A 25,267-nucleotide genomic window follows, 5' to 3' on the forward strand; every position below is an offset into this window, starting at 1 on the left:
TCGAACGGACTCAACTTCAGTGAGATTTCAGGAATACAGCGGTTAAGCTCGGAGTTGTTCACAGTACGGCGATCCGAAACGGTCGGCGTTCCCGCAGCGACAGCCCGTCGCGGAGCGGGTATGGTGGAGGCACGACTCGGGTTGTGCACGTGAAGGAGGGTTCACATGGTGCTCATGCGTCAAGAGATCGGCGATGTGCTGCGTGACTTCCGGCTGCAGAAGGGTCGTACGCTGCGGCAGGTCGCCGGTGAGGCGAGCGTTGCGCTCGGATATCTGAGCGAGGTTGAGCGCGGGCAGAAGGAGGCGTCGAGCGAGATCCTCGCCGCAGTCGCCGACGCGCTCGACACCCCGCTCTCCGTGATCATGGGAGAGGTGAGCGAGCGGCTCTCCGTGGTCGAGGGTCTGTCGCTCCCGATGGCGCACCGCGTTCCCGACACGGTGCCGGCGGAGCTGGTCTCGGGGTTCACCCCCGAGCTGGTGTCGTAAGCATCTCGAGAGGTGCGCCGTGCACACGGCGCCGAAGCGCCCGGCCGTCTCCGGCTCGGGCGCTTCGACGTGTTCGGGCAGGGGATCGAGAACGGGTGTGAGAGATGCGATTGAGTGAGTTCCGGCGCGCGTGCCTTTCGGAGTTCGGCGAGGACTACGCGCCCGTGCTGCTGCGCGACCACTGGCTCGCCGTGCTCGGGGGAACCGCGAACGAGGCGATCGAGCGCGGGGTCGCGCCTCGCCAGGTGTGGGAGGCCCTCTGCGATGACCTCGCCGTGCCGGTGGCGCGGCGTCACGGCCGGGGGCTGCCGGATCCGCGCGAATAGCGCCGCCGCCGGAGGCGCGCTGATCACCGCTGCAGACACGCCGATGGATTCTTCGAAACTGTGTTCGAATGGTGTTATCTTCGTTCACAGGTGGTGAGTCGCCCTTCGCGCCCACAGTTCTCCGCTTCCGGTCATGAATGTCGGTGGCTGATCCTAGGGTGAGAAGCGCACGACCACCGATGCCTTGTCTGTCCCATCCGGGGCCGAGACAGTATGCAGGCAGCACACCCAGCGGCACGCCGCGCACGTGATGAGGAGCAAGACCATGGCAGCAGCGAAAGATCGCGAGAAGGCTCTCGAAGCCGCCCTCGCGCAGATCGACCGCAACTTCGGCAAGGGCGCGGTCATGCGCATGGGGAGCCAGGATCGGCCTCCCGTCGAGGTGATCCCCACGGGCTCGGTGGCGCTCGACGTCGCGCTGGGCATCGGCGGCCTGCCGCGCGGCCGCATCATCGAGATCTACGGCCCCGAGTCGTCGGGCAAGACGACGCTGACGCTCCACGCGATCGCCAACGCGCAGCGCGCCGGCGGCATCGCTGCCTTCATCGATGCCGAGCACGCGCTCGACCCCGAGTACGCGCAGAAGCTCGGTGTCGACATCGACGCGCTGCTCGTCGCACAGCCCGACACCGGAGAGCAGGCGCTCGAGATCGCCGATATGCTGATCCGCTCCGGATCCGTCGACCTCGTGGTCATCGACTCGGTCGCGGCGCTCGTGCCGAAGGCCGAGATCGAGGGCGAGATGGGCGACAGTCACGTCGGACTGCAGGCGCGACTCATGTCGCAGGCGCTGCGCAAGATCACAGGCAGCCTGAACTCGACCAAGACCACGGCCATCTTCATCAACCAGCTGCGCGAGAAGATCGGCGTGTTCTTCGGAAGCCCCGAGACGACCGCCGGCGGCAAGGCCCTGAAGTTCTACGCCTCGGTGCGACTCGATATCCGTCGCATTCAGACGCTGAAGGACGGCGCCGATGCGGTGGGAAACCGCACTCGGGTGAAGGTCGTCAAGAACAAGATGGCGCCGCCGTTCAAGCAGGCCGAGTTCGACATCCTGTACGGCATCGGCATCTCCCGCGAGGGCTCGCTCATCGACTACGGCGTGGAGCAGGGGCTGATCAAGAAGAGCGGAGCGTGGTTCACCTACGACGGCGATCAGCTCGGGCAGGGCATGGAGAACGCGCGTCGGTTCTTGATCAACCACCCCGATGTGGCGCTGGAGATCGAGGAGAAGATCCTGACGAAGCTCGGCGTCAACGGACGCAAGGAGGCGGGCGCCGAGGAAGCGGCTCCGACGGCGCCCGCGACCAAGACCGCGCCGGCAGCCAAGGCGCCGGCCAAGTCGGCGCCCGCAGAGCCCGAGAAGCGCGCGAGCTGAGATGGCGGTGCGGTTTCTCCCTCCGCCCGATGAAGAATCGCGGTCGGAGGACCGGGGCGACCTCGCCGAGGTCATCGAGCTGCGCTCTCTGCTGAACCGGCAGGACCCGCGCGGAGCAGTCCGCGTCGGCAATCGTGCCGTTGAGGTCGATGAGGCCGATCAGGTCGCTGCGGCAGAACAGCCTGGCGAGGCAGATCAGGCTGCTCAGGCTGCTGAGGCTGCTGAGGCTGCTGAGGCTGCTGAGGCTGCTGAGGCGGATGAGGCCGATCGGGCTGTCGATCGCTCCGAGGGGGAGCCCGGCGGCTCCGCGGCGCGTCAGGCGACGCGCGAGGAGCTCGCCAGGCTCATCGACTCGGGCGTTGCGTCGATGATCGAGATCGACGACCCCGAAGCGGACGACGCCGACGAGGCTCCGGAGCGCACCGCCCATGAAGACGGCGTGCGCATTCTGGGGCGCCGCGCCCGATCGAGCGGCGAGCTCCGGGAGGAGCTCGCCCGCCTCGACCACGGAGCCGACGAGATCGAGACGGTGATCGACGAGTTCACGCGCGGCCTCTACCTCGACGATCTCGGACTCGCCCGAGCGCTCACCGAGAAGCTGCGCCACACGAAGCGGGCGAGCCGATCGCAGATACGCGTCAAGCTGCAGGCGCGCAAGCTTCCGGGCGACGTCATCGATACCGCGATCGGCGAGCTCGACTCCGATGAGGAGTTCGAGCTGCTGCGTCAGACCGCGCGCGATCGCGCGGCGAAACTCGGTGGGCTCGAGCGCCAGGTGGCCGAACGGCGGTTGCTCGGCTTCCTGGCGCGGCGCGGCTGGTCCGGCGAGCCCGCAATGCGGGCGGCGCGCGACGCGCTCGACGGGTCGGTACGCGGCGCGCGTGGCGGCCGCGGCGGTTCGGGCGTCCGCTTCGAGTGACGATGCCCGCCGACCGTGGTCGCTTGGCTCGCTCGCGGTCGCCTGGCTCGCTCGCGGTCGGTGGGCTCTCCCGCGGTCGCCGGTAGACTGGGGCCCATGAGTCTCACCGCTGTCGAACCCACTGAGATCCAGTTGTCGCCCGCGGCGATGCGTCGCGACGGCACCCCCCGCAGCTACTCCGTGCGCACGCTCGGATGCCAGATGAACGTCCACGACTCCGAGCGGCTCTCGGGGTCGCTGGAAGCCGCCGGCTACGTGCCGGCGGACTCGGCGGAGGCGGCCGACGTCATCGTGATCAACACCTGCGCCGTGCGCGAGAACGCGGCCAACAAGCTGTACGGCAACCTCGGCCACCTCGCAGGCGTGAAGCGCGAGCGCGAAGGCATGCAGATCGCCGTCGGCGGGTGCCTCGCGCAGAAGGATCAGGGGGCCATCGTCGAGAAGGCGCCCTGGGTCGACGTCGTCTTCGGCACCCACAACATGGGGTCGCTGCCCGCCCTGCTCGAACGCGCCCGGCACAACGCCGAGGCGCAGGTCGAGATCCTCGAATCGCTCGAGGTCTTCCCCTCCACGCTGCCGACCAAGCGCGACTCCGCCTCCAGTGGGTGGGTGTCGATCTCCGTCGGCTGCAACAACACGTGCACGTTCTGCATCGTCCCGGCGCTCCGCGGCAAGGAGAAGGACCGCCGACCCGGCGACATCCTCGCCGAAGTGCAGGCGCTCGTCGACGACGGCGCGATCGAGGTGACGCTCCTCGGCCAGAACGTCAACACCTACGGCGTCGAATTCGGCGACCGGCAGGCGTTCGGCAAGCTCCTGCGCGCCATGGGAGGCATCGACGGGCTCGAGCGGGTGCGGTTCACGAGCCCCCATCCGGCCGCCTTCACCGAGGACGTCATCGCCGCGATGGCCGAGACGCCGAACGTGATGCCGGTGCTCCACATGCCGTTGCAGTCGGGCTCCGACACCGTGCTGAAGGCCATGCGCCGCTCGTACCGGTCGAAGAAGTTCCTCGGCATCCTCGACGCCGTGCGCGAGCGCATCCCGCATGCCGCGATCACCACCGACATCATCGTCGGCTTCCCCGGCGAGACCGAGGAGGATTTCGCGGACACGCTCCGCGTGGTCGAGGCGTCGCGGTTCGCGAGCGCCTTCACGTTCCAGTACTCGATCCGGCCCGGCACCCCCGCAGCCGACATGGACGGGCAGCTGCCGAAAGCGGTCGTGCAGGAGCGCTACGAGCTCCTGCAGGCACTGCAGGAGCGCATCTCCCTCGAGGAGAATCAGGCGCAGATCGGTCGCACCATCGAGGTGCTCGTCTCCGCGGGCGAGGGCAAGAAGGATGCGAGCACCCGCCGCCTCTCGGGGCGCGGCGAGGACAACCGGCTCGTGCACTTCGCGGTGCCCGAGCACGGCGACGAGCCCCGCCCGGGCGATGTCGTCACGGTCGCCGTCACATCGGCCGCCCCGCACTTCCTCATCGCCGACTCCGCGATCGACTCGTCCGAGCGCGCGCGCCGTTTCGCCGTGCGACGCACCCGAGCGGGCGACGCCTGGGATCGCCGCCAGGCCGAGAGCTGCGGCATCCCGGCGCCCGCCGAGTCCGGAGCACCCGCGCCGCGCGTCGTGAACCTCGGGCTGCCGACGCTGCGCACCCGATGACGGCGGACGCCGGGCAGCAGGCCGGCGACCCGCTCCCGATGACGCCGGACGACGAGCACCGCACCCGACCGCGCCTCTGGGCGGTGGTGGGCGCGACCGGAACGGGCAAATCCGCGCTCTCCCTCGATCTCGCCGAGCGACTGATCGCCGCCGGCCGGCGCGCCGAGATCGTGAACGCCGACGCGATGCAGGTGTACCGCGGCATGGACATCGGCACGGCGAAACTGCCGGAGGCGGAACGGAGGGGGATCCCGCACCACCTCTTCGACGTGCTCGACCCCGTCGACGAGGCCACCGTGGCCTGGTATCAGGCAGAGGCCCGTGCCGCCATCGGCGAGATCCACGCGCGCGGGGCCGACGCGATCCTCGTGGGGGGATCGGGTCTCTACGTCTCGAGCGTGCTCTTCGACTTCCAGTTCCCTCCCCGCGATGACGCGCTCCGCGCGGAGCTCGAGGCCGCGCTCGAGCGGGACGGGGTGGGGGCGCTGCTCGAGCGGTTGCGCGCACACGACCCGTCCACCGCCGATGCCGTCGACGCGCGGAACCCGCGCCGCGTCGTCCGGGCGCTCGAAGTTGCCCTGCTCGGGGGCGACGCGCAGGTGACGCTGCCGGCGGAGCCGCGGCTCTGGCACGGGCCGCAGTCGGGTGGAACGCGCCTCCTCGGCGTGCGCGCCGAACGTGCGGAGCTCGTCGAACGGCTCGATCGGCGCGTCGAGCAGATGTGGCGTGCGGGCATCGTCGACGAGGTGCGTTCGCTGGTGCCGCGGGGCATCGCGTCGGGGCCCACGGCCTCCCGCGCCATCGGGTACGCGCAGGCGCTCGCGCAGCTCGACCACCGTCTCACCGAGGCCGAGGCGATCGCTGAGACCCAGGTGCTCACGCGTCGATACGCCCGCCGGCAGGTGAGCTGGTTCAAGCGCTATGCCGGGGTGGAGTGGCTGCGCGCCGGCGAAGCGCCCGCGTAAACTGGGGGCCATGACGACCCTCGCGTTCACCAAGGGCCATGGCACGGGCAACGATTTCGTGCTGTTCACCGACCCCGATGGCGAGCGCGAGCTGACCCCCGAGCAGGTCCGCTTCCTCTGCGACCGCCGGTTCGGCGTCGGAGCCGACGGTGTGATCCGCGCGGTGCGCTCCCGCTCCATTCCGGAGGGGGCGGCGTGCCTCGTCGAGGAGCCCGACGCCGAGTGGTTCATGGACTACTGGAACGCGGACGGCACGCCGGCCGAGATGTGCGGCAACGGCGTGCGCGTGTACGCGCACTATCTGATCACTCGCGGCCTCGTCGCCCCTGAGCGGCGCGACACGCTGCCGATCGCGACGCGGGCCGGGGTGAAGGACGTGCTCGCCGGCGTCTCCGGGTACACCGTCGATCTCGGGCGCTGGCGTCTCGCCGAGGATCGCCTCGTCGCCGCGCAGGGCCTCGATGTGGCTCGACCGGGGCTCGGCATCGATCTCGGCAACCCGCACGTCGTCGCCGCGCTCGCCGACCCGGCGGAGCTCGACGGCCTCGATCTGCACCGCGAGCCCGCGCTCGAGCCCGTGGCCGAGCAGGGCGCGAACGTCGAGTTCGTCGTGCCGGAGGACCCGCTGGTCAAGGACGGGGTGGCGCGCATCCGCATGCGCGTGCACGAGCGGGGAGTCGGCGAGACCCTGTCATGCGGCACGGGCACGGCGGCGGCCGCGCTCGCGTTCCGGCACTGGGGCGGCGCGGGCATGCCGAACCACTGGCGCGTCGATGTACCCGGGGGCCGGCTCGCCGTGCGCATGTTCCCCACGGAGGAGGGCGAGCACGTGTCGCTGAACGGCCCCGCGGAGCTGGTGTACTCGGGCGAGATCGAGCTCCCCGACGCCTGAGGGCGACCGGGCCGGGCGCAGCGCCTACCGCTCCGCGCGGCTCGCTCGGATGATGTGGAAGCCCTTGTCGCGAGACGGGCGGTCGACGACGAGATCGGCGAACTCCGCCGCGATCCAGCGCTGCAGCGAGTCGGCGCCCAGGTGCTTCGCGACCACGAGGTGCGCGACGCCCCCCGCCTGCAGCCGGGGGAGCCACTGGCGCAGGATCGCGTGCAGCGCGTCCTTGCCCACGCGGATCGGCGGATTCGAGCGGATCTCGCCGAACTCGAGCCCGTCGGGCACCTCGTCGGGCGACGCGACCCGTACGTGCGCGAGGCCGAGCCGCTCCGCGTTCATCCGCGTCAACTCGCGCGACCGCTCGTTGACATCGATCGCCCAGATCTCGCGCTCGGGCTGCGCGAGCGCCGCGTCGAGCGCGATCGCGCCCCAGCCGCAGCCCACGTCGAGCAGCGGAGCGCCTCCAGCGGGTCCGAGATCGTCGGCTTCCGGGAGCGCGCGCAACAGGATCGCGGTGCCGCGATCGAGCTGATCGGGGCTGAACACGCCGCCTGCCGTCACCACGGTGCGCGGAGCGCCGGCGAGCTCCACCTCGACCTCGCGGGGCCGGAGCTCGCCGCCGGGGGATTCGGAGAAGTAGTGCTGGGTCACCGCACCAGTATCCCAGGCCGCCGCCCGCCCGGCGGGCTGCGCCCACGGCGAACGGCCGACGCGCCCGGGCGCGCGCCGCGTAGACTTGCCTCCAGATGAAGAAGCAGAACGCAGACGATGCAGTGATCGCCATCGAGGACGCCGTCGGGGAAGACGCACTCGATCGCGCAGCCACGACCCCGGGCACGACCTCCCCGGCGAACTCCGACCCCGCTCCTGCGGACCCCCTCGACCGGGTGCTCGCCCGTGCCGCGGGCGCCGGCTCGGCGACCGTGATCCGCGATCTGACGAGCGGCGCGCAGGCGCTCGGCGACGCAGACCACGACCGGCTCGAGGGCGATCTCGACGCGATCCGCATGGAGCGCGAGGATCGCGCCTCGCTGAAGCGCGTCGTCGGGCTCTCGACCGAGCTCGAAGACGTGACCGAGGTGGAGTACCGGCAGCTGCGACTCGAGAACGTCGTGCTCATCGGCGTCTACTCGCAGCGGAGCGCCGAGGACGCGGAGAACTCGTTGCGCGAGCTCTCCGCGCTCGCGGAGACCGCGGGCGCGCGCGTGCTCGACGGCCTCCTGCAGCGGCGTGCGCACCCCGACCCGGCGACGTACCTGGGCAAGGGAAAGGCGCAGGAGCTCGCCGAGCTCGTGGCCGCGGTGGGGGCCGACACGGTGATCGCCGATACCGAGCTCGCGCCGAGCCAGCGCCGCGCGCTGGAGGACGTGGTGAAGGTGAAGGTGATCGACCGCACGGCCGTGATCCTCGACATCTTCAGCCAGCACGCGAAGAGCCGCGAGGGCAAGGCGCAGGTGGAGCTCGCGCAGCTGCAGTACCTGCTGCCGCGCCTCCGCGGCTGGGGCGAGTCCATGTCGCGTCAGGCGGGCGGCCAGGTCGGCTCGGGCGGCGCGGGGATGGGATCGCGCGGCCCCGGTGAGACGAAGATGGAGCTCGACCGCCGGAAGATCCACATCCGCATGTCGAAGCTGCGCAAGCAGATCGCCGGCTTCGCTCCGGCGCGCGAGGCGAAGCGCGCGAACCGCAAGCGCGGGGAGGTGCCCTCGGTTGCGATCGCCGGGTACACGAACGCCGGCAAGTCGAGTCTGCTGAACCGCCTCACGGGCACGCAGGAGCTGGTGCAGAACCAGCTGTTCGCAACGCTCGACACGGCGATCCGGCACGGCGAGACCGAGGACGGGCGCCGCTTCACGTACGCCGACACGGTCGGCTTCGTGCGCAACCTGCCGCATCAGCTGGTCGAGGCGTTCCGCTCGACGTTCGAGGAGGTGGGCGACGCGTCGGTGATCCTGCACGTCGTCGACGGCTCCCACCCGGATCCGGAGGCGCAGCTGCGCACGGTGCGCGACGTGATCGCCGAGGTCGAGGCGCAGGACATCACGGAGCTGGTGGCGTTCAACAAGGCTGATCTGCTCGACGATTCGCAGCGGCTGGTGCTGCACGGCCTCGTACCCGATGCCGTGTTCGTCTCGGCGCGCACGGGGGAGGGCATCGAGGAGCTGAAGCGCCGGATCGACGCCGCGCTGCCGGTGCCGGATCGCGAGATCACGGTCGTGGTGCCGTACGACCGCGGCGAGCTCGTCGCAGAGCTCCACGAGCGCAACCGTGTATTGGAGACGGAGTACGTGGAGACGGGTACGCGAGTGCGGGCGTACGTCACGGCGGAGACGGCGTCGAAGCTGGAGCAATACCTGTCATAAGCAGTGCGAGGGTGTCCGGGTAACAGGGAGCAACATCGCACCGCGCATGCGCCTCCGCTGGATACCTTGGGGGAGTTCCACGGGGAGCAGCGCCTGCTGCGATCCTTGAGTTCCCACGAAAAGGACGGCCATGACCGCAACGACGCATCTGCCCACCGCGACGATTCTCGGATACCCGCGACTCGGGCGCCGCCGCGAGCTGAAGCGGGCGATCGAATCCTACTGGAAGGGGCAGAGCGACGAGGCGGCTCTGCAGCAGACCGCGCGCGAACTGCGCGCGAGCACCCGCGCGCACCTCGTCGAGCTCGGCCTCCCGGCGGCGGGCGGCGCGGTGCCCGAGAGCTTCAGCTTCTACGACCAGGTGCTCGACGCGACGCTGGCGCTCGGCGCCGTTCCGCAGCGCTTCGCCGACATCGCCGGCAGCGATCTCGTCACCTACTTCGCGCTCGCTCGCGGCGACCGCGACCACCAGCCGCTCGAGATGACCAAGTGGTTCGACACGAACTACCACTACAGCGTGCCCGAGATCGACGAGCGCACCCCGTTCGCGGCGAATCCCGCTCAGCTCGTCGCCCAGCTCGCCGAGGCCGCCGAGCAGGGCATCGCATCGCGCCCCGTGATCGTCGGACCGGTCACCTACCTGCTGCTCGCCAAGGCCTCCGACGAAGCCGCTGCCGGTTTCCAGCCGATCGACCGCCTCGACGAGGTCGTCGCCGTGTACGGAGAGCTGCTCTCCGCGCTCGCGGGTGCGGGCGCGCAGTGGGTGCAGCTCGACGAGCCCGCGCTCGTCTCCGACTCCCTGCCGGTTCCCCGTGAGCAGACGCTGGAACTCGTCGCCCGGGCCTACACGGCGCTCGGCGCGACCGCCGATCGCCCCCGCATCCTGCTGACCGCGCCCTACGGCGACGCCTCGTCGGCGCTCGCGCGGCTCGGCGCGCTGCCGGTCGAAGCGGTGCAGGCCGACCTCGTGCGCGGCTCGCTCCCCGAGGCCGAGCTCGCCTCTGGCGAGCTCGCCGCGGCCTTCGCCGACACGCAGCTCCTCGCGGGAGTCGTCGACGGGCGCAACATCTGGAAGACGGATCTGCGCGCGGCGTTCGGCGCGCTCGAGCGCCTGCAGCGCGCCGGCATCGCGACGGCCGCCACCACCTCCAACAGCCTGCAGCACGTTCCCCACGACGTGCGCGACGAGACCCGGCTCGACGCCGAGCTCGCCTCCTGGCTCGCCTTCGCCGACCAGAAGGTCGAACAGGTCGTGATCCTCGCCCGGGGGCTCGCCGAGGGAGCCGCCGCGATCGAGAGCGAGCTCGCCGCGGTCGACGCGATCCTCGCAGCGCGCGCGCAGACCGCGGGCGTGCGGGTGGACGACGTGCGCACCCGAGTCGACGCCGTCGCGGGGGCGGATCGCGAGCGGGCCGACGAGGAGGAGCGCCGCGCCGCGCAGCAGGCGCTCGACATCCCCGAGCTCGCCACGACCACGATCGGCTCGTTCCCGCAGACCGCCGAGATCCGTCGCGCGCGCGCCGCGTTCGGTCGCGGCGAGCTCGGGCAGGAGGAGTACGACGAGTTCCTGCGCGCCGAGATCGCCCGCGTGATCCGCCTGCAGGAGGAGATCGGCCTGGACGTGCTCGTGCACGGCGAGGCCGAGCGCAACGACATGGTGCAGTACTTCGCGGAGCTGCTCGACGGGTTCGCGGTCACGGAGCACGGCTGGGTGCAGTCGTACGGCACGCGGGCGACGCGCCCGTCGATCCTGTGGGGCGACGTCTCCCGCCCGGCGCCCATGACGGTCGCCTGGTCGGCGTACGCCCAGTCGCTCACCGACCGGCCGGTGAAGGGGATGCTCACGGGCCCCGTCACGATCCTCGCCTGGTCCTTCGTGCGCGACGACCAGCCGCTCGCCGACACGGCGTCGCAGGTCGCCCTCGCCCTGCGCGACGAGATCGACGACCTCGTTGATGCGGGCATCCGGATCGTGCAGGTGGACGAGCCGGCGCTCCGCGAGCTGCTGCCCCTCGACGCCGACCGGCAGGCGGCGTACCTCGACTGGTCGGTGGGCGCATTCCGCCTCGCGACGAGCGGCGCGGCCCCCGGCGTGCAGATCCACACGCACCTCTGCTACTCGGAGTTCGGCGAGATCATCGACGCCGTCGACGGGCTGGACGCCGACGTCACGAGCATCGAGGCGGCCCGCAGCCGGATGGACGTCGTCGAACCGCTGGGAGCGCACGGGTACTCGCGCGGCATCGGCCCGGGCGTCTACGACATCCACTCGCCTCGTGTGCCGAGCGTCGAGGAGCAGCAGGAGCTGATCCGGATCGCGGCGGCGCGCATCCCCGGCGAGCAGCTCTGGGTGAACCCCGACTGCGGCCTCAAGACGCGCGGATACGAGGAGACCGTGGCGAGCCTGACGAACCTGGTGCACGCAGCTCGTGCGGTGCGCGCGGGCGCGTGAGCGCGCCCGACGGTCGTGGGGCGGGGGCCGCGGGCGCGACCCCTCCCGCCGGGGGCGGCGGAGCGTGGCGCGACGACGAGCTGCCGACCGAGGCGGTGGGCAGTCTGCCGCGGCCCGCGAGCCTGCAGCGCGCGGTGCTCGACGCGGAGACCGGCCTGGTCGACGCGGAGACGCTGCGCGACGCGCAGGATCGCGCCGTGCGCGACACCCTCGCGAGATTCGCGGAGACCGGTTCGCCCCTCGTGAGCGACGGGGAGCAGCGGAGGCAGAGCTTCTCCAGCTACCCGCTCGGCACCTCCTTCGCGGGTGACGTGCGCGAGGGCCCGGTGTTCGCGGTGTTCGCCGACGGGCACCATCGCGTGATCCCGAGCCTCGCGCGGGGCCCCTTCCGGTTCCGCTCGTGGGCGGCGGACGACGTCGCGGCCGCACGGCCGCTCACCCGTCTGCCGCTGAAGCAGGCGGTCGTCTCGCCATCGATGCTGTCGCTCATGGTGCCCGCGGAGGGACTGGGCGACTACTCCCGCGATGCGTTCCTCGACGACGTCGTAGCCGGGTGCGGCGAGGATATCCGGCGCAGCTTCGCCGCCGGCGCCTCCCGCGTCAGCATCGATTTCACGGAGGGGCGGCTCGCGCTGCGCCGCGATCTGCGCGCTCCCTGGGCGGGCCCGGAGGCGCTGAGCGGATTCATCGATCTCATCAACCGCGTGCTCGCGGAGCTCGCCCCCGAGCACCGCTCCGCAGTGGGCGTCCATACGTGCCCCGGCAACGACCACGACTCGGCGCACAGCGCCGATGTCGACTACGCCGCGCTGATCCCCGAGCTCTTCCAGATCGAGGCGGGGTACTTCCTGGTGCAGGCCGCGAGCGAGAAGGAGCCGGATCGCGTGGCTCGACTCGTGGGGCGTCAGCTGCGGCAGCGCGCGCGCACATCGGCGGCGCCGCCGCGCGTGCTGCTCGGCGTCACCGATCCGACCAGCCCGAAGCTCGAGACCGCGGCGGAGGTGCGGGATCAGCTGGTGCGCGCGGCACGGTTCATCCCGGTCGAGCTGCTCGGCTCGACGGACGACTGCGGGTTCTCCCCGTACCTCATCGACGAGAAGCCGAAGCACGGATCGCCCGACTTCGCGCGCGATGTGGCGTTCGCGAAGATCGCCGCACGCGTGCGCGGCACGCGTCTCGCGCAGCAGGAGCTGAGCGGCGCATGAACTCGTTCCTGCTCCCCGCCCGCGCGGCGACGCGCGCCCGCTTCTCGTTCGAGGTGTTTCCGGCGCGCTCGGGCGCGGCCGCACTCGCTCTCGGCCACGCCGTGCAGCATCTCTCCGCCGCCGATCCCGACTTCATCTCGGTCACCTACGGTGCGAACGGATCGAACCGCGACGCCTCGCTCGATCTGGTCGCGTACCTCCGCGACCACACCGATGCGCTTCCGCTCGCGCACCTCACCACCGTGGGGGAGACGCACGAGGCCGTGCGCGCCGCGATCCACGCCATCATGGACGCGGGCGTGCACGACTTCCTCGCACTGCGCGGCGACCCGCCGCGGGGGCTCGACGAGGGCGATGCACGCGTCGCGGGCTCGATGAGCTCATGGGAGCTCGTGCGCCTCATCTCCGAGGCGCGGGCCGAGCGCCCGCCGCTGACCAGCGTGGGCCGCACCGCCGTCGCCGCCTACCCGAACGGCCATCCGCTCTCCCGCTCCCGCTCGGAGGACGTCGACTGGCTCGTCGCGAAGCAGGAGGCGGGCGCGAATCTGGCGATCACGCAGCTCTTCTTCCGGGCCGAGGAGTACCTGTCGTTCGTCGAGGAGGCGCGCGCGGCGGGGCTCACGATCCCGGTGCTGCCGGGCCTCATGCCGGTCTCCACCAGCGCCCAGCTGCGGAAGGTCGCCTCGCTCGCCGGCCGGCCCGCGCCCGCGGAGCTCACCCGCGCACTGGACGCGGAGGGCGGCTACGCGCCCGAGCTGGGCGTCGAGCACACGGTCTCGCTGGCCAGGGAGCTGCTCGACGGGGGTGCCCCATCGGTGCACCTGTACACCTTCAACCGGCACGAGCAGGTGCTCGCAGTGCTGCGGGAGCTCGGCCTGCTCACCCCGGATCCGGTGTAGCGCTCACCGACCCGCGCGGCCGCCCGCGCCGGTCGCCTGCGCCCACAGGCGGCCGGCGCGGTAGGAGGAGCGCACGAGCGGGCCGGCGAGCACGCCCGAGAACCCGAGCTCCTCGGCCTCCAGCTGCATCTCCGCGAACTCGTCGGGGTGCACCCAACGGTCGATCGGGTGGTGCAGCGCGGAGGGACGCAGGTACTGGGTGAGGGTGAGGATACGGCACCCGGCGTCGCGCAGCTGCACCATCGTCTCGGAGATCTCGGCACGGGTCTCGCCCATGCCGAGGATGAGGTTCGACTTCGTGATCATGCCGGCGTCGCGGGCGCGCTCGATGATGCCGAGCGAGCGCTCGTAGCGGAAGCCCGGGCGGATGCGCCGGAAGATGCGCGGCACCGTCTCGAGGTTGTGGGCGAATACCTCCGGCGCCGCCGCGAACACCTCGGCGAGGCCCTCGGGGCGGCCGCCGAGGTCGTCCACGAGCACCTCGACCCCGGCGCCCGGGTTCAGCTCGTGGATCTGGCGAATGGTCTCCGCGTAGAGCCACGCCCCGGTGTCGGGGAGGTCGTCGCGGGTGACCCCGGTGATGGTCGCGTACCTCAGCCCCATCGTGCGCACCGACTCCGCGACGCGGCGCGGCTCGTCGCGGTCGAGCGGGAGCGGCTTGCCCGTCGAGATCATGCAGAAGTCGCAGCGACGCGTGCAGATCGAGCCGCCGATGAGGAAGGTCGCCTCCCGGTCCTCCCAGCACTCGAACACGTTCGGGCACCCCGCCTCCTGGCACACGGTGTGCAGCCCCTCGCGCTCGACGAGGTCGCGCACCTCGCGGTATTCGGGGCCGAGCCTCGCGCGCGTCTTGATCCATGCGGGCTTCCGCTCGATCGGCGTCTCGGCGTTGCGCGCCTCGATGCGGAGGAGCGGTCGACCCTCGGGTGCGGGTCGCGCGCCCGTCGACGGGAGTCGTCGGGCGCTCACGCGACGAGCTCCGCGATCGCGGCGGCGAGGCGGACCTCGAGGAGCGGGGCGAACTCCGCCGGCGTGATGCGGCGCCCCGCCATCGCGGTCAGCGTCGTCACCCCGGCGTCGCGGATCCCGCACGGCACGATCGCGGCGAACGGGGCCAGGTCGTTGCAGCAGTTCACGGCCATGCCGTGCGTGATGATGCCGGCGCGAGCGTGAAGGCCGATCTGGGCGACCTTCGCCGGCCCCTCCTCGCGCTGCACCCACACCCCGGAACGCCCCTCGACTCGAGTGCCCGTCAGCCCGAGGTCGGACATGGCGGCGATGATCGCGGTCTCGAGCGCCCGCACGAGATCGACGACGCCGGCCCCACGGCGGAGTCGGATCACGGGATAGCAGACGAGCTGCCCCGGACCGTGCCAGGTGACCCGCCCGCCGCGGTCCACGGGAACGACGGGGCTCCCATCCGCAGGGTACTCCGCGGGGTCGGAGCGCCGACCGGCCGTGAAGACCGGTTCGTGCTCGAGCATGATGACGGTTCCGCGGTCTGCTCCGCGTTCGAGTCTCGCAACGGCGCTCGCCTGCAGTGCGAGCCCGCGCGCATAGGGCACCAGATCGGGGGAGAGCCCCGGGACGACGGTCGCTGTGGGAAGAAGCTCGGGCGGTGCTGCCGAGGTGATCGCGCTCATGCGACCACCTTAGATGGACTCGGTTCAACAAATCAAACGGCGACCGAGGAACTGCCCGTCGGTCCGCGTCGACGAGCGGCGGTGCGCGTGCTCAGACGGACCGGAACACCGCGACCACGCGGCCGAGCACCTCGGCGTGGTCTCCGAGGATCGGCTCGAATGCGCTGTTGCGCGGCAGGAGCCAGGTGTGGCCATCGCGCCGTCGGAACACCTTGACGGTGGCCTCGCCGTCGAGCATGGCTGCCACGATGTCGCCGTTCTCCGCCTCGCGCTGCTGGCGGATCACCACGAAATCGCCGTCGCAGATCGCGGCGTCGATCATCGAGTCGCCGACCACGCGCAGCATGAACAGCTGACCGTCGCCGACGAGGGTGCGGGGGAGCGGCACGATCTCCTCCACCTGCTGATCGGCGGTGATCGGCACGCCCGCGGCGATCTGACCGACGAGCGGCACGTAGGCGGCCTCCTCGGGGCGCTCGGCCGGTGCTTCGGCGATCGCGGCCGACGTGGAGGCGAGTTCGACCAGGATCTCGAGCGCGCGGGGGCGATTCGGGTCGCGCCGGATGTAGCCGCCCAACTCGAGGCGGCTGAGCTGGTGGGTGACGCTCGACAGCGAGGAGAGGCCGACCGCGTCGCCGATCTCGCGCATGCTCGGCGGGTACCCGCGGCTCTCGACGGAGCGCGCGATGCACTCGAGGATGGCCTGCTGCTTCTCGCTCAGCGGCTTGGCGGATCGGGGCGCGGCTGCGTCGCTCATCGCTGTCCTTTCTAGCCCTGAGGGCGATGCGGAGGGGGCGCGATCCATGAATGTCGGTGGGTGCTGATTCAGTGATCCCGTTGATCGAAACCTTAGCCGTGTCGTTCGAACACGGGCAAACATACGTTCGAGTGTCGCCGAAAATAACGGAACATCCGTTCGAAGAACCGGTTGCAGTTTCGAGTCATCGAATATATATTCGAAACAGATGTTCGGTGCGGGCGATGCCCGCAGCGGCCTCGCACGAGAAAGGGATGTCATCATGAGCGCAGCAGCGATTCAGGGCCAGGATTCACGGGAGACGAACGACGCCTCGGGCGCACTCCGCCTGACGCGCCGCGGGCGCATCGTGCTCGGCGCCCTCGCGACGGTCCTCGTCGCGGGCGTGCTCGCCCTCATCGCGTCGCTCGCCGCTCCTGAGGCGATGGCGTCCGGGGAAGGACCGAACGGAGAGCAGTTCGAGTACGTCGTGGTGCAGCCCGGCAGTTCGCTCTGGTCGCTCGCGAGTGATCTCGACCCCTCCGCCGACCCGCGCGACCTCATCACCGAGATCGTTCAGTTGAATCAGCTCGATGACTCGTCGGTGCAGGCGGGCGAGGCGATCGCCGTTCCCCTGCGCTACTCCGACAACCCCCTCGTGGTGTCGGGAGACGAACTCGGCGCGTGAGCTCGGAGTGCGAGCGCACGCTCGGCCGCCCCGCTCGGAGTGCGAGGCGGTCGTAGACTTGTCGGGTGACCAGTTTGAGCGATCTCCCTCTCCGTGACAATCTCGTGGGGCAGCAGCCCTACGGCGCACCGCAGGACGCGGTTCGAGTGAGCTTGAACGTGAACGAGAACACGCATCCGATTCCCGAGCACGTCGCCATCGACATCGTGCAGTCGCTCGCTCGCGCGGTCACCGGCGTGAACCGCTATCCCGATCGCGAGTTCTCGGAGCTCCGCGACGCGCTCGCCGGTTATCTCGGCCACGACCTCGGCGCGGACCAGGTGTGGGCGGCCAACGGATCGAACGAGGTGCTGCAGCAGGTGCTGCAGGCGTTCGCCGGCCCCGGGCGCTCGCTGCTGAGCTTCACCCCGACCTACTCGATGTACCCCCTGCTCGCTGCCGGTACCGACACCGCCTGGATCGGGGTGGAGCGCCCCGACGATTACGCGCTGACCCCGGAGGGCGTCGTCGCCGCGCTGCGCGAGCACCGCCCCGACGTCGCGATCCTGTGCGGACCGAACAACCCCACCGGGACGACGCTCGACCGTGAGGTGATCCTCGCCGCGTACGATGCCTTCGAGGGCATGCTCGTGATCGACGAGGCCTATCAGGAGTTCGATACCGAGCGCGAGAGCGCGGTCGCGCTGCTCCCCGGGCGGCACCGGCTCATCGTGTCGCGCACGATGAGCAAGGCGTTCGCCTTCGCGGGAGTGCGACTCGGGTACCTCGCGGCCGACCCCGCCGTGATCGATGCGCTGCGCCTCGTGCGTCTGCCCTACCACCTCTCCGCGCTCACCCAGGCGGCGGCCACCGCAGCCATCCGGCACGCGGACGCGATGCTCGCGACCGTCGCCGACATCAGCGCGCAGCGGGATCGGCTCGCCGGCGCCCTGACCGAGCTCGGCTACACCGTGCACCCCTCTGGAGCCAACTTCCTGCTCGTCGGCGGCTTCGCCGATCCGGAGGCCACGTTCGCGGAGCTGCGCGCGCAGGGGATCCTCATCCGCAACCTCAGCATCCCCGGGCACCTGCGCATCACCGCGGGCACCGAGGCCGAGACCGGCGCCGTGATCGACGCGATCGCGGCGCTCGGGCCGGGAGGTGCGCGGGGTTGACGCAGCGCCCGTCGCGAGACGCGACGCCGATAGACTGGTGACCATGACTGCCGCACCCCGCACCGCATCGCTCGAGCGCTCCACCAGCGAGTCGCAGATCAGCGTGCGCGTCGACCTCGATGGAACCGGAACGTCGCAGATCGAGACGGGCGTTCCGTTCTTCGATCACATGCTCACCGCGTTCGCGCGCCACTCGCTCACGGATCTCACCGTCAACGCGGTCGGCGACGTGCACATCGACGTCCACCACACGGTCGAGGACACGGGGATCCTGCTCGGTCAGGCGATCCTGGAGGCGCTGGGCGACAAGGCGGGCATCTCCCGCTACGGTGACGCGCTGGTGCCGCTCGACGAATCCCTCGCGCAGGCCGTCGTCGACATCTCGGGGCGGCCGTACCTCGTGCACTCCGGGGAGCCCGCCGGCTTCGAACTGCACCTCATCGGCGGCCACTTCACGGGCTCCATGGTGCGGCACTTCTTCGAGGCGCTGACACTGAACGCGCGACTCACCGTGCACCTGAAGCTGCTCGAGGGGCGGGATCCGCACCACATCGCCGAGGCCGAGTTCAAAGCCTTCGCCCGCGCCTTCCGCGAGGCCAAGGCGCTCGACCCCCTCGTGCACGGCGTGCCGTCCACCAAGGGCGCGCTGTGAGCGATCAGCAGGCGGGGGGCGGCACCCCAGCGAGCTCCGATGCAGCCGCGGATGGAGCCCGTCGCAAGCGGGTCGTCGTGCTCGACTACGGCTCGGGCAACGTGCACTCCGCCGTGAAGGCGCTCGCCCACGCGGGAGCCGACGTCGAACTGACGGGAGACCCCTCCGCGGTGATGGCGGCCGACGGTCTCCTGGTGCCCGGCGTCGGGGCCTTCGACGCGGTGATGCAGCAGCTGCGCGCCGTGCGGGGCGACGAGCTCATCGACCGCCGGCTCGCCGGGGGCCGTCCCGTGCTCGGCATCTGCGTCGGCGAGCAGGTCATGTTCTCCCGCGGCATCGAGCGCGGCGTCGAGACCGAGGGGCTCGGCCAGTGGCCGGGCACCGTGCGCGAGATCGACGCCCCCGTGCTGCCGCACATGGGCTGGAACACCGTGCAGGTGCCCGAGGGGTCCCGGCTCTTCGCCGGCCTCGAGAACGAACGCTTCTACTTCGTGCACAGCAACGCGGCGACGGAGTGGTCCATCGAGGGGCGCACCGAGGCGACCCGCCCGCTCGTGACCTGGGCGGAGCACGGCGAGCGCTTCATCGCCGCGGTGGAGAACGGACCGCTGAGCGCGACCCAGTTCCACCCCGAGAAGTCGGGCGATGCCGGCATCCGGCTGCTGCGCAACTGGATCGACACCCTGTAAGCCCTGTCGCGAGCGCCCGTCGGAGGCACCCCGCACCCGACCAGGCGGCGCTCGCGAGCCCGCGTCTCGAAGACCCGACCCGCACCCCGAGAAGGAGATACCACTCATGAGCGAACTCGCCGAACGTCCGCGGCTGCAGCTGCTTCCGGCGATCGACATGGTCGACGGCAAGGCGGTGCGGCTCACCCAGGGTGAGGCCGGCACCGAGACGAACTACGGCAGTCCCGTCGACGCCGCGCTCGACTGGATCGATCAGGGCGCGGAGTGGATCCACCTCGTCGACCTGGACGCCGCCTTCGGCCGGGGCAGCAACGTCTCCGTCGCCCGCAAGATCATCAAGCGCGCCGGTGACGTGAAGATCGAGTTCTCCGGCGGCATCCGCGACGACGCCTCGCTCGAGGCGGCGCTCGAGATGGGCGCGACGCGCGTCAACCTCGGCACGGCAGCGCTCGAGAACCCCGAGTGGACGGAGGCCGTCATCGCGCGCTTCGGCGACCGGGTCGCGGTGGGGCTGGACGTGCGCGGCGAGACCCTCGCCGCTCGTGGCTGGACCCAGGAGGGCGGCAATCTCTGGGACGTGCTCGATCGGCTCGAAGCGGCCGGCTGCTCCCGCTACGTCGTCACCGACGTCACGAAGGACGGGACGCTGCGGGGGCCCAACATCGATCTGCTCGCGCAGGTGTGCTCGCGCACCAACCGCCCGGTCGTCGCATCGGGAGGCGTCTCGAGCCTCGACGACATCGCAGCGCTGCGCGACCTCGTCGACGACGGGCTGGAGGGCGCGATCATCGGCAAGGCGCTCTACGACGGGGCGTTCTCGCTGCCCGCCGCGCTCGACGTCGCGGGCCGGTAGGCGGAGACGCCGCGCGCATGGCGATCAAGAAGCTGCCGTCGACGGGCGACGCGCCGCGCAGCACGGGGGTACCCGAGAGCCTGAGCGCCGGCGGGCCGTCCGACTCCGCGGGGTTCCCGTGGGCCGGACGCACGTTCGATCACCACGACACGGCGTTCGCGGACGACGACGGCCGCGCTTCGGAGCACGTCACGGCGCTCATCCGCGCGGTGCGCGACGCCGCCGATGCGGCGCAGACGGCCGGTGAGGCCGCCGAGTACTGGTCCGCCGTGAGCCGCGTCGCGCAGGCGCAGTCGGAGGCGATCGCCGGATTCGCGGCCGAGCGCTTTCTGGTGCCGATGCTCGCGGAGGCGGGGGAGCTCGGGCAGACGCCCGACGGGCGCACGGTCGAGAAGTCGCAGGAGCTGTCGATCGTGTCCGTCGCGGCGCCCGATGGGCGGCGCGTGCTGCCCGTATTCTCCTCCGTGGAGACCTTGCGGCGCTGGAACCCCGAGGCGCGGCCGATTCCCGTGCCCGGCTCCCAGGCGGCTCTGGCCGCGGCGCAGGATGGCACGGAGCTCATCATCATCGACCCCGGCACGCCGGAGCGCGAGTTCGGCGTGCGTCGCACGGCGCTCGAGGCGCTGGCGCTGGGCGAGCGGGTGCTGCCCGCGTGGGCGGACGCTGCGGTGCAGGAGGAGTTCCGTGTGCTGGGAGCGGCGGATCCGCGGATCGCGGCGCTCTGGATCGCTCCGGGCGAGCTCGAGAACCGCCTGCTGCAGCCGGAGGTGACGGTGCTGCTCCGCATGTCGGAGTCGGTCGGCGACGCGCATCGGGAGGTGCTTCAGGCGCTCCAGGCCCGCATCGCCGCATCGGAGATCGTGGCGCGGAGAGTCGACTCCTTGACGCTGCGACCCGTCGCGGCCGCGTGATCGGACGTCGCCCGGGCGGCCGGTTCAGACGAGGTTGATCAGCAGGATGTAGCAGGCGGTGCCCGCCGCCACGCTGATGACGGCGCGCCGACGGCACACCAGGTGCACGACGATCGTCACAGCCGTGGCGGCGAGCACCGCCCACCAGTGGTCGGCGCGTGCGACGAGCTCGTCGCGGAGGATGACGATGGCGAGGATGCAGAGGATCCCCGCCGGCATCCATCGCCCGAGCGCGGCGACGAACTTCGAGCGCCGCAGCGGCTTCAGGATCGCGAACGGCAGTGCGCGCAGGGCGATCGTGACGACGGAGCCGATCGCGACGGCGGCGAGGAGATAGCCGAGCTCAGGCACGATCGGTCTCCTCGCGGGTCGGATCGGCCGGGTCGCCGAGCTCCGAGGTCCCGGGCTCCGCGGCGCGCTCCGGCGCCGGGCGGAGACGGGAGACGGCGTAGCGGCCGGTCAGCAGAGCGGTGAAGACGAGCAGCGCGACGAGGAGCGCGTTGCCGGGAGCCGCGACGATGGCGACCGCCGCAGCGAGGGCGGCGAGCAGCGCCGACGGCACCTCACGGCGGCTCCGCACCGCGTCGAGCGTCATGACGACGAAGAGCGCGACGAGCGCGAACTCGAAGCCCTCGATCGGCTTGGGCAGCGCGGACGCGAGCGCGACGCCGATGAGCCCGCCGACCACCCAGTAGGCCTGCATCGCGAACTGCCCCGAGACCATGCGGGCGGAGGAGAGCCGGTCGCGGTCCATGAGCACGTACGTCGCGTAGGCCTCGTCGATCATCGCGTACACCGAGTAGGCGCGGGGGATGCCGGGTGAGACCCGCGAGATCGGGAACGAGAACGCGTAGAACACGTGCCGGAAGTTGACGGCGAACACGGTGACGGCGATGGTCACGAGCGGCGTCGACGCCGCGATCATGCTGACGAGGAGCAGCTCGACCGATCCCGCGAAGATGCCGATCGACAGGGCGGGCGCGAGCCACCAGGGGAGCCCCGCCTGCACGACGAGCACGCCGAGGGCGACGCCCAGCGGGAGGATGCCGATGCCGACGCCGAGCGAATCGCCGAGGCCGGCGGTCACCTCCGCGAGCCGCACCGAGCGGGGCGCGCGCTCGGCGGGGCCTGCGGCGGAGGGGCGGGGCACGGCGCGCCGCTAGTTGACGGGGCCGGTGTACTTCTCGCCCGGGCCCTGGCCGATGGGATCGGGGATCACCGACGCCTCGCGGAACGCGAGCTGCACCGAGCGCAGTCCGTCCCGCAGGCTGCGGGCGTGCATGTCGCTCACCTCGGGGGCGCCGGCGGTGATGAGGCCGGCGAGCGCGTTGATGAGTTTGCGCGCCTCGTCCAGGTCGATCTGCGACTCGGGATCGTCGGCGAGCCCGACCTTCACCGCTGCGGCGCTGAGCAGGTGCACCGCGGCGGTGGTGATCACCTCGACCGCGGCGACATCCGCGATGTCGCGCGTGGCCTGCGAGACGTTCGCCTGCTCCGACTCCGCGGCGTCGGTGGGGGTGGATGCCGGTTCGGCGGTGTGCTCGGTCATGAGATCCTGTCTGCTCCTGCGGTAAGTGTGCTACGATGTTGTCGGTTCTCGGCGTTCTGCCGAGATCACGGAAGTGGAGATTCTCCCACCCGGCACCGATTCCAGGTTACCGGGTAGTTGACACCCCGCCGATCACTCGGCAGCTGCACAAGGGTGTGGGACGGCGCGTGCGCGGTCCTGATCTCGATGTCCGTGGCTCCCGCGAGGAGCGCCCACCATTGAGATCAGAGGAGCCGGCGATCAGCGATCCCCGTACGAATGACAGAATCCGCGTCCCCGAGGTGCGACTGGTAGGACCCAGTGGCGAGCAGGTCGGTGTCGTGCCGATCGAGACTGCGCTCCGCATGGCTGTGGACGCCGATCTCGATCTCGTCGAGGTTGCCCCGAACTCGAAGCCTCCCGTCGCGAAGATCATGGACTTCGGGAAGTTCAAGTACGAGGCAGCTCAGAAGCAGAAGGAAGCCCGCCGCAACCAGGCGAACACCGTGCTCAAAGAGGTGCGCTTCCGACTCAAGATCGACACGCACGACTACGAGACCAAGATGAAGCGCGCCGTCGGCTTCCTGTCGCAGGGCGACAAGGTGAAGGCGATGATCCTGTTCCGCGGCCGCGAGCAGTCGCGACCCGAGATGGGCGTGCGCCTGCTGCAGCAGTTCTCCGAGGACATCGCTGAGTACGGAGTCGTCGAGTCGAACCCGCGCATCGACGGCCGCAACATGGTGATGGTCGTCGCCCCGCTCAAGAACAAGTCCGAGGCGAAGGCCGAGCAGAACGCTCGTCGCGCCGAGGAGAAGGCCACTCGTCGGGCCGACAAGTCCAGCAGTACGGAGTCGGACGGCGAATGAACTGCGGTGCGCTGCCGTGCGCAGCGCCACCCCGCAATCCGCGGCCGAGAGGCTCGCACACAACAAGGAGAAATCGATGCCCAAGCAGAAGACCCACTCGGGGGCCAAGAAGCGCTTCAAGCTCACCGGTTCCGGCAAGCTGATGAAGCAGCAGGCCGGCATGCGCCACAACCTCGAGGTCAAGGCCTCGAAGCGCAAGCGCCGTCTGAACGCCGAGCAGGTGCTCGCCAAGGGCGACGCCAAGCAGGCCATGAAGCTCCTCGGTCACTGACCGGCGCGAGCGCATAGCTTTCATCTGAGAACTTTCTAAGGAAGAACCGAAATGGCAAGAGTGAAAAGGGCCGTCAACGCCCACAAGAAGCGTCGCGTTATCCTCGAGCGCGCCGAGGGCTACCGCGGTCAGCGTTCGCGCCTGTACCGCAAGGCCAAAGAGCAGGTCATCCACTCGCTCGTCTACTCGTACAACGATCGCCGCAAGAAGAAGGGCGACTTCCGCCGCCTGTGGATCCAGCGCATCAACGCGGGTGCACGTGCGAACGGCCTGACCTACAACCGCTTCATCCAGGGCCTCGGCCTCGCGGGTGTCGAGGTCGATCGCCGCATGCTCTCCGAGCTGGCCACCAACGAGCCCGCCGCGTTCGCCGCGCTCGTCGAGGTCGCGAAGTCGGCTCTCCCCGAGGACACCTCGGCTCCGAAGGCCGCGTAAGCAGCTCTTCCCCGCGAAGACCCCCGTTTCTCCGGAAGCGGGGGTCTTCGCGTATACCCGGGGGTGCGTCGGCGCACGACCCGGGTGTCTGCGCGCGCCGATAGGCTGGACGCATGAGCGACGCGATCCTGAGCAGCACCAAGTCGGAGCGCGTGCGGAGAATCGCCTCCCTCGCACGCAAGAAGGAGCGTCGCGCCCACGGGCGATTCCTCGTCGAGGGGCCGCAGGCCGTGCGGGAGCTGCTCGTGCACCGGCCCGACCTCGTGGAGACGGTGTACACGACCCTCGGCAGTGAGAGCTGGCAGGTCGAGGTCGACCGACTCGCCTCCGACGCCGGGGTGCGCCTCGAGCGCGCGACGGACGACGTGATCGCCGCGATGTCCGAGACCGTCTCCCCGCAGGGCGTCGTCGCCGTCGCGCGGAGCTGGAAGGGGAGTGCTGCGGAGGCCGCCGCGGGCGCTCGCCTCGTCGCGATCCTGCACGAGATCCGCGACCCCGGCAACGCGGGCACCGTGCTGCGCGCCGCCGACGCGGCGGGCGCCGACGCGGTGATCTTCGCCGGCGAGAGCATCGACCCGTTCCATCCGAAGGTCGTGCGGTCGACGACGGGCTCGCTGTTCCACCTGCCCGTGGCCGTCGCCCCGACGCTCCGCGATGCCGTCGACGCCGTGCGCGACGCGGGCCTCACCGCGTTCGCGGCCGACGTGCGCGGGTCCGACGTGCTCGAAGCGCGCGCCGCGGGTGAGCTCGACGGAGCCGTCGCATGGATCTTCGGCAACGAGGCTCGCGGGCTCAGCGAGGCCGAGCGCGCGCTCGCCGACCGCTCCGTGCGGCTGCCGATCTACGGCGCGGCGGAATCGTTGAATCTCGCGACGGCGGCGAGCGTGCTGCTGTACGAGACCGCCTTCGCCCAGCGGAGCCGCTGACGGGCTGCGGCCGGGGCGGTCCGCTCGCTGACGGGCCCGCGCCTGCGCCCGTCCGAGCCTGCGAGAATGGTCGGATGCTGCGCATCGACCTGAACTGCGACCTCGGCGAGTCGTTCGGACACTACGCGTTCGGCGACGACGCCGCCGTGCTCGCCTCGGTATCGAGCGCGAACGTGGCCTGCGGCTTCCACGCGGGAGACCCGAGTGGCATCCGCGCGACGTGCGCGGCCGCCGCCGAGGCCGGGGCGGCCATCGGCGCGCACCCCGGGTACCGCGATCTCGCGGGGTTCGGGAGGCGCTTCATCGATTACGACCCCGGCGAGCTCGCCGATGAGATCATCTACCAGGTCGGGGCCGTGCAAGCGCTCGCGCGC

The 25,267-nt window shown here is 71.0% G+C and carries 29 protein-coding genes; 22 read left to right on the plus strand and 7 right to left on the minus strand.

What is annotated here, in order from left to right; translation table 11 throughout:
• Window positions 1-165: 165 nt before the first annotated feature.
• The 7 genes from NS354_RS03290 (at window position 166) to dapF (ending at window position 6,628) form a co-directional block, all read left to right on the plus strand.
• Window positions 166-486, plus strand: a complete 321-nt coding sequence (locus NS354_RS03290) for a helix-turn-helix domain-containing protein (RefSeq protein WP_010156636.1) — start codon at window positions 166-168, stop codon at window positions 484-486.
• Between the two features lie 104 nt (window positions 487-590).
• Entirely contained in the window at window positions 591-812 is a 222-nt protein-coding gene (locus NS354_RS03295) for a DUF3046 domain-containing protein (protein WP_058593190.1), read from the plus strand.
• Window positions 813-1,077: 265 nt separating this feature from the next.
• Window positions 1,078-2,190 (plus strand): recombinase RecA, encoded by a 1,113-nt coding sequence (gene recA / locus NS354_RS03300; protein WP_058593191.1) that lies wholly within the window; start codon window positions 1,078-1,080, stop codon window positions 2,188-2,190.
• Window position 2,191: 1 nt separating this feature from the next.
• Complete coding sequence (locus tag NS354_RS13525) at window positions 2,192-3,109, plus strand: regulatory protein RecX (RefSeq protein WP_058593192.1); 918 nt, start codon at window positions 2,192-2,194, stop codon at window positions 3,107-3,109.
• A 96-nt stretch (window positions 3,110-3,205) separates the two neighbouring features.
• Window positions 3,206-4,771 (plus strand): tRNA (N6-isopentenyl adenosine(37)-C2)-methylthiotransferase MiaB, encoded by a 1,566-nt coding sequence (gene miaB, locus NS354_RS03310; RefSeq protein ID WP_058593193.1) that lies wholly within the window; start codon window positions 3,206-3,208, stop codon window positions 4,769-4,771.
• 38 nt (window positions 4,772-4,809) lie between these two features.
• A complete protein-coding gene (gene miaA, locus NS354_RS03315) occupies window positions 4,810-5,736 on the plus strand; it encodes a tRNA (adenosine(37)-N6)-dimethylallyltransferase MiaA (protein ID WP_058593209.1) in 927 nt (308 codons plus the stop codon).
• A 10-nt stretch (window positions 5,737-5,746) separates the two neighbouring features.
• Window positions 5,747-6,628 carry a diaminopimelate epimerase gene (dapF, locus tag NS354_RS03320; RefSeq protein ID WP_058593194.1) on the plus strand — a complete coding sequence of 294 codons (882 nt, stop codon included), beginning with the start codon at window positions 5,747-5,749 and terminating at the stop codon, window positions 6,626-6,628.
• A 24-nt stretch (window positions 6,629-6,652) separates the two neighbouring features.
• On the opposite strand, the gene NS354_RS03325 is transcribed toward dapF, so the two are convergent.
• Window positions 6,653-7,276 carry a class I SAM-dependent methyltransferase gene (locus NS354_RS03325; RefSeq protein ID WP_058593195.1) on the minus strand — a complete coding sequence of 208 codons (624 nt, stop codon included), beginning with the start codon at window positions 7,274-7,276 and terminating at the stop codon, window positions 6,653-6,655.
• Between the two features lie 95 nt (window positions 7,277-7,371).
• Between NS354_RS03325 and hflX the strand changes: the two genes are divergently transcribed.
• The 4 genes from hflX (at window position 7,372) to NS354_RS03345 (ending at window position 13,541) form a co-directional block, all read left to right on the plus strand.
• Window positions 7,372-8,985 carry a GTPase HflX gene (hflX, locus tag NS354_RS03330; RefSeq protein WP_241490321.1) on the plus strand — a complete coding sequence of 538 codons (1,614 nt, stop codon included), beginning with the start codon at window positions 7,372-7,374 and terminating at the stop codon, window positions 8,983-8,985.
• A gap of 130 nt (window positions 8,986-9,115) precedes the next feature.
• Window positions 9,116-11,437, plus strand: a complete 2,322-nt coding sequence (metE, locus tag NS354_RS03335; protein WP_058593196.1) for a 5-methyltetrahydropteroyltriglutamate--homocysteine S-methyltransferase — start codon at window positions 9,116-9,118, stop codon at window positions 11,435-11,437.
• Complete coding sequence (locus NS354_RS03340) at window positions 11,434-12,642, plus strand: hypothetical protein (RefSeq protein WP_241490322.1); 1,209 nt, start codon at window positions 11,434-11,436, stop codon at window positions 12,640-12,642. Before metE ends, NS354_RS03340 begins: the two co-directional genes overlap by 4 nt.
• Window positions 12,639-13,541: a methylenetetrahydrofolate reductase gene (locus NS354_RS03345; RefSeq protein ID WP_058593197.1), complete on the plus strand. Its 903-nt coding sequence runs from the start codon at window positions 12,639-12,641 to the stop codon at window positions 13,539-13,541. Before NS354_RS03340 ends, NS354_RS03345 begins: the two co-directional genes overlap by 4 nt.
• 3 nt (window positions 13,542-13,544) lie before the next feature.
• Here NS354_RS03345 and lipA read toward each other — a convergent pair whose 3' ends face one another.
• From lipA to lexA, 3 genes are all read right to left on the minus strand, one after another.
• Window positions 13,545-14,510, minus strand: coding sequence for a lipoyl synthase (lipA, locus tag NS354_RS03350; RefSeq protein WP_058593198.1), 966 nt, complete (start codon window positions 14,508-14,510; stop codon window positions 13,545-13,547).
• Window positions 14,507-15,184 (minus strand): lipoyl(octanoyl) transferase LipB, encoded by a 678-nt coding sequence (gene lipB / locus NS354_RS03355; RefSeq protein ID WP_058593199.1) that lies wholly within the window; start codon window positions 15,182-15,184, stop codon window positions 14,507-14,509. The genes lipA and lipB overlap by 4 nt, the downstream gene beginning before the upstream one ends.
• A gap of 91 nt (window positions 15,185-15,275) precedes the next feature.
• The gene (gene lexA, locus NS354_RS03360; protein ID WP_058593200.1) at window positions 15,276-15,941 is read right to left on the minus strand and encodes a transcriptional repressor LexA; all 666 of its coding nucleotides are present in this window, start codon (window positions 15,939-15,941) and stop codon (window positions 15,276-15,278) included.
• Between the two features lie 262 nt (window positions 15,942-16,203).
• Between lexA and NS354_RS03365 the strand changes: the two genes are divergently transcribed.
• The 6 genes from NS354_RS03365 (at window position 16,204) to NS354_RS03390 (ending at window position 20,867) form a co-directional block, all read left to right on the plus strand.
• Complete coding sequence (locus NS354_RS03365; protein ID WP_058593212.1) at window positions 16,204-16,608, plus strand: LysM peptidoglycan-binding domain-containing protein; 405 nt, start codon at window positions 16,204-16,206, stop codon at window positions 16,606-16,608.
• A gap of 65 nt (window positions 16,609-16,673) precedes the next feature.
• Window positions 16,674-17,762: a histidinol-phosphate transaminase gene (locus NS354_RS03370; protein ID WP_058593201.1), complete on the plus strand. Its 1,089-nt coding sequence runs from the start codon at window positions 16,674-16,676 to the stop codon at window positions 17,760-17,762.
• Between the two features lie 43 nt (window positions 17,763-17,805).
• Window positions 17,806-18,414 (plus strand): imidazoleglycerol-phosphate dehydratase HisB, encoded by a 609-nt coding sequence (gene hisB, locus NS354_RS03375; RefSeq protein ID WP_058593213.1) that lies wholly within the window; start codon window positions 17,806-17,808, stop codon window positions 18,412-18,414.
• On the plus strand, window positions 18,411-19,103 hold the full coding sequence (gene hisH / locus NS354_RS03380) for an imidazole glycerol phosphate synthase subunit HisH (protein ID WP_430735992.1): 693 nt from the start codon (window positions 18,411-18,413) through the stop codon (window positions 19,101-19,103). The genes hisB and hisH overlap by 4 nt, the downstream gene beginning before the upstream one ends.
• A gap of 106 nt (window positions 19,104-19,209) precedes the next feature.
• Window positions 19,210-19,956 (plus strand): bifunctional 1-(5-phosphoribosyl)-5-((5-phosphoribosylamino)methylideneamino)imidazole-4-carboxamide isomerase/phosphoribosylanthranilate isomerase PriA, encoded by a 747-nt coding sequence (gene priA, locus NS354_RS03385; RefSeq protein ID WP_058593203.1) that lies wholly within the window; start codon window positions 19,210-19,212, stop codon window positions 19,954-19,956.
• A 17-nt stretch (window positions 19,957-19,973) separates the two neighbouring features.
• Complete coding sequence (locus NS354_RS03390) at window positions 19,974-20,867, plus strand: SseB family protein (RefSeq protein WP_058593204.1); 894 nt, start codon at window positions 19,974-19,976, stop codon at window positions 20,865-20,867.
• 24 nt (window positions 20,868-20,891) lie between these two features.
• On the opposite strand, the gene NS354_RS03395 is transcribed toward NS354_RS03390, so the two are convergent.
• The 3 genes from NS354_RS03395 to NS354_RS03405 are packed head-to-tail and all read right to left on the minus strand — an operon-like array spanning window position 20,892 to window position 22,416.
• A complete protein-coding gene (locus NS354_RS03395) occupies window positions 20,892-21,218 on the minus strand; it encodes a branched-chain amino acid transporter permease (protein ID WP_058593205.1) in 327 nt (108 codons plus the stop codon).
• Window positions 21,211-22,017 carry an AzlC family ABC transporter permease gene (locus tag NS354_RS03400; RefSeq protein WP_058593206.1) on the minus strand — a complete coding sequence of 269 codons (807 nt, stop codon included), beginning with the start codon at window positions 22,015-22,017 and terminating at the stop codon, window positions 21,211-21,213. The genes NS354_RS03395 and NS354_RS03400 overlap by 8 nt, the downstream gene beginning before the upstream one ends.
• A 9-nt stretch (window positions 22,018-22,026) precedes the next feature.
• A complete protein-coding gene (locus NS354_RS03405) occupies window positions 22,027-22,416 on the minus strand; it encodes a DUF1844 domain-containing protein (RefSeq protein WP_058593207.1) in 390 nt (129 codons plus the stop codon).
• Between the two features lie 281 nt (window positions 22,417-22,697).
• Here NS354_RS03405 and infC point away from each other — a divergent pair, with 281 nt between their 5' ends.
• The 5 genes from infC to NS354_RS03430 all read left to right on the plus strand — a co-directional run.
• Complete coding sequence (gene infC / locus NS354_RS03410; RefSeq protein ID WP_430735993.1) at window positions 22,698-23,261, plus strand: translation initiation factor IF-3; 564 nt, start codon at window positions 22,698-22,700, stop codon at window positions 23,259-23,261.
• Window positions 23,262-23,337: 76 nt separating this feature from the next.
• Window positions 23,338-23,532 (plus strand): 50S ribosomal protein L35, encoded by a 195-nt coding sequence (rpmI, locus tag NS354_RS03415; protein WP_010156662.1) that lies wholly within the window; start codon window positions 23,338-23,340, stop codon window positions 23,530-23,532.
• Between the two features lie 51 nt (window positions 23,533-23,583).
• Window positions 23,584-23,967 carry a 50S ribosomal protein L20 gene (rplT, locus tag NS354_RS03420; RefSeq protein ID WP_010156663.1) on the plus strand — a complete coding sequence of 128 codons (384 nt, stop codon included), beginning with the start codon at window positions 23,584-23,586 and terminating at the stop codon, window positions 23,965-23,967.
• A gap of 113 nt (window positions 23,968-24,080) precedes the next feature.
• A complete protein-coding gene (locus tag NS354_RS03425; protein ID WP_193750692.1) occupies window positions 24,081-24,893 on the plus strand; it encodes a TrmH family RNA methyltransferase in 813 nt (270 codons plus the stop codon).
• A 74-nt stretch (window positions 24,894-24,967) separates the two neighbouring features.
• The coding region (locus NS354_RS03430) for a LamB/YcsF family protein (RefSeq protein ID WP_193750693.1) at window positions 24,968-25,267 on the plus strand (300 nt) is incomplete at its 3' end.

The sequence above is a fragment of the Leucobacter chromiiresistens genome, assembly GCF_001477055.1.
Taxonomy (GTDB): domain Bacteria; phylum Actinomycetota; class Actinomycetes; order Actinomycetales; family Microbacteriaceae; genus Leucobacter; species Leucobacter chromiiresistens_A.

Coding starts and splice junctions, on each gene's coding strand:
- NS354_RS03290 (WP_010156636.1), top strand. CDS start 166: ATGGTGCTCATGCGTCAAGAGATCGGCGATGTGCTGCGTGACTTCCGG.
- NS354_RS03295 (WP_058593190.1), top strand. CDS start 591: ATGCGATTGAGTGAGTTCCGGCGCGCGTGCCTTTCGGAGTTCGGCGAG.
- recA (WP_058593191.1), top strand. CDS start 1,078: ATGGCAGCAGCGAAAGATCGCGAGAAGGCTCTCGAAGCCGCCCTCGCG.
- NS354_RS13525 (WP_058593192.1), top strand. CDS start 2,192: ATGGCGGTGCGGTTTCTCCCTCCGCCCGATGAAGAATCGCGGTCGGAG.
- miaB (WP_058593193.1), top strand. CDS start 3,206: ATGAGTCTCACCGCTGTCGAACCCACTGAGATCCAGTTGTCGCCCGCG.
- miaA (WP_058593209.1), top strand. CDS start 4,810: ATGACGCCGGACGACGAGCACCGCACCCGACCGCGCCTCTGGGCGGTG.
- dapF (WP_058593194.1), top strand. CDS start 5,747: ATGACGACCCTCGCGTTCACCAAGGGCCATGGCACGGGCAACGATTTC.
- hflX (WP_241490321.1), top strand. CDS start 7,372: ATGAAGAAGCAGAACGCAGACGATGCAGTGATCGCCATCGAGGACGCC.
- metE (WP_058593196.1), top strand. CDS start 9,116: ATGACCGCAACGACGCATCTGCCCACCGCGACGATTCTCGGATACCCG.
- NS354_RS03345 (WP_058593197.1), top strand. CDS start 12,639: ATGAACTCGTTCCTGCTCCCCGCCCGCGCGGCGACGCGCGCCCGCTTC.
- lipB (WP_058593199.1), bottom strand. CDS start 15,184: ATGAGCGCGATCACCTCGGCAGCACCGCCCGAGCTTCTTCCCACAGCG.
- lexA (WP_058593200.1), bottom strand. CDS start 15,941: ATGAGCGACGCAGCCGCGCCCCGATCCGCCAAGCCGCTGAGCGAGAAG.
- NS354_RS03365 (WP_058593212.1), top strand. CDS start 16,204: ATGAGCGCAGCAGCGATTCAGGGCCAGGATTCACGGGAGACGAACGAC.
- hisB (WP_058593213.1), top strand. CDS start 17,806: ATGACTGCCGCACCCCGCACCGCATCGCTCGAGCGCTCCACCAGCGAG.
- priA (WP_058593203.1), top strand. CDS start 19,210: ATGAGCGAACTCGCCGAACGTCCGCGGCTGCAGCTGCTTCCGGCGATC.
- NS354_RS03390 (WP_058593204.1), top strand. CDS start 19,974: ATGGCGATCAAGAAGCTGCCGTCGACGGGCGACGCGCCGCGCAGCACG.
- NS354_RS03405 (WP_058593207.1), bottom strand. CDS start 22,416: ATGACCGAGCACACCGCCGAACCGGCATCCACCCCCACCGACGCCGCG.
- rpmI (WP_010156662.1), top strand. CDS start 23,338: ATGCCCAAGCAGAAGACCCACTCGGGGGCCAAGAAGCGCTTCAAGCTC.
- rplT (WP_010156663.1), top strand. CDS start 23,584: ATGGCAAGAGTGAAAAGGGCCGTCAACGCCCACAAGAAGCGTCGCGTT.
- NS354_RS03425 (WP_193750692.1), top strand. CDS start 24,081: ATGAGCGACGCGATCCTGAGCAGCACCAAGTCGGAGCGCGTGCGGAGA.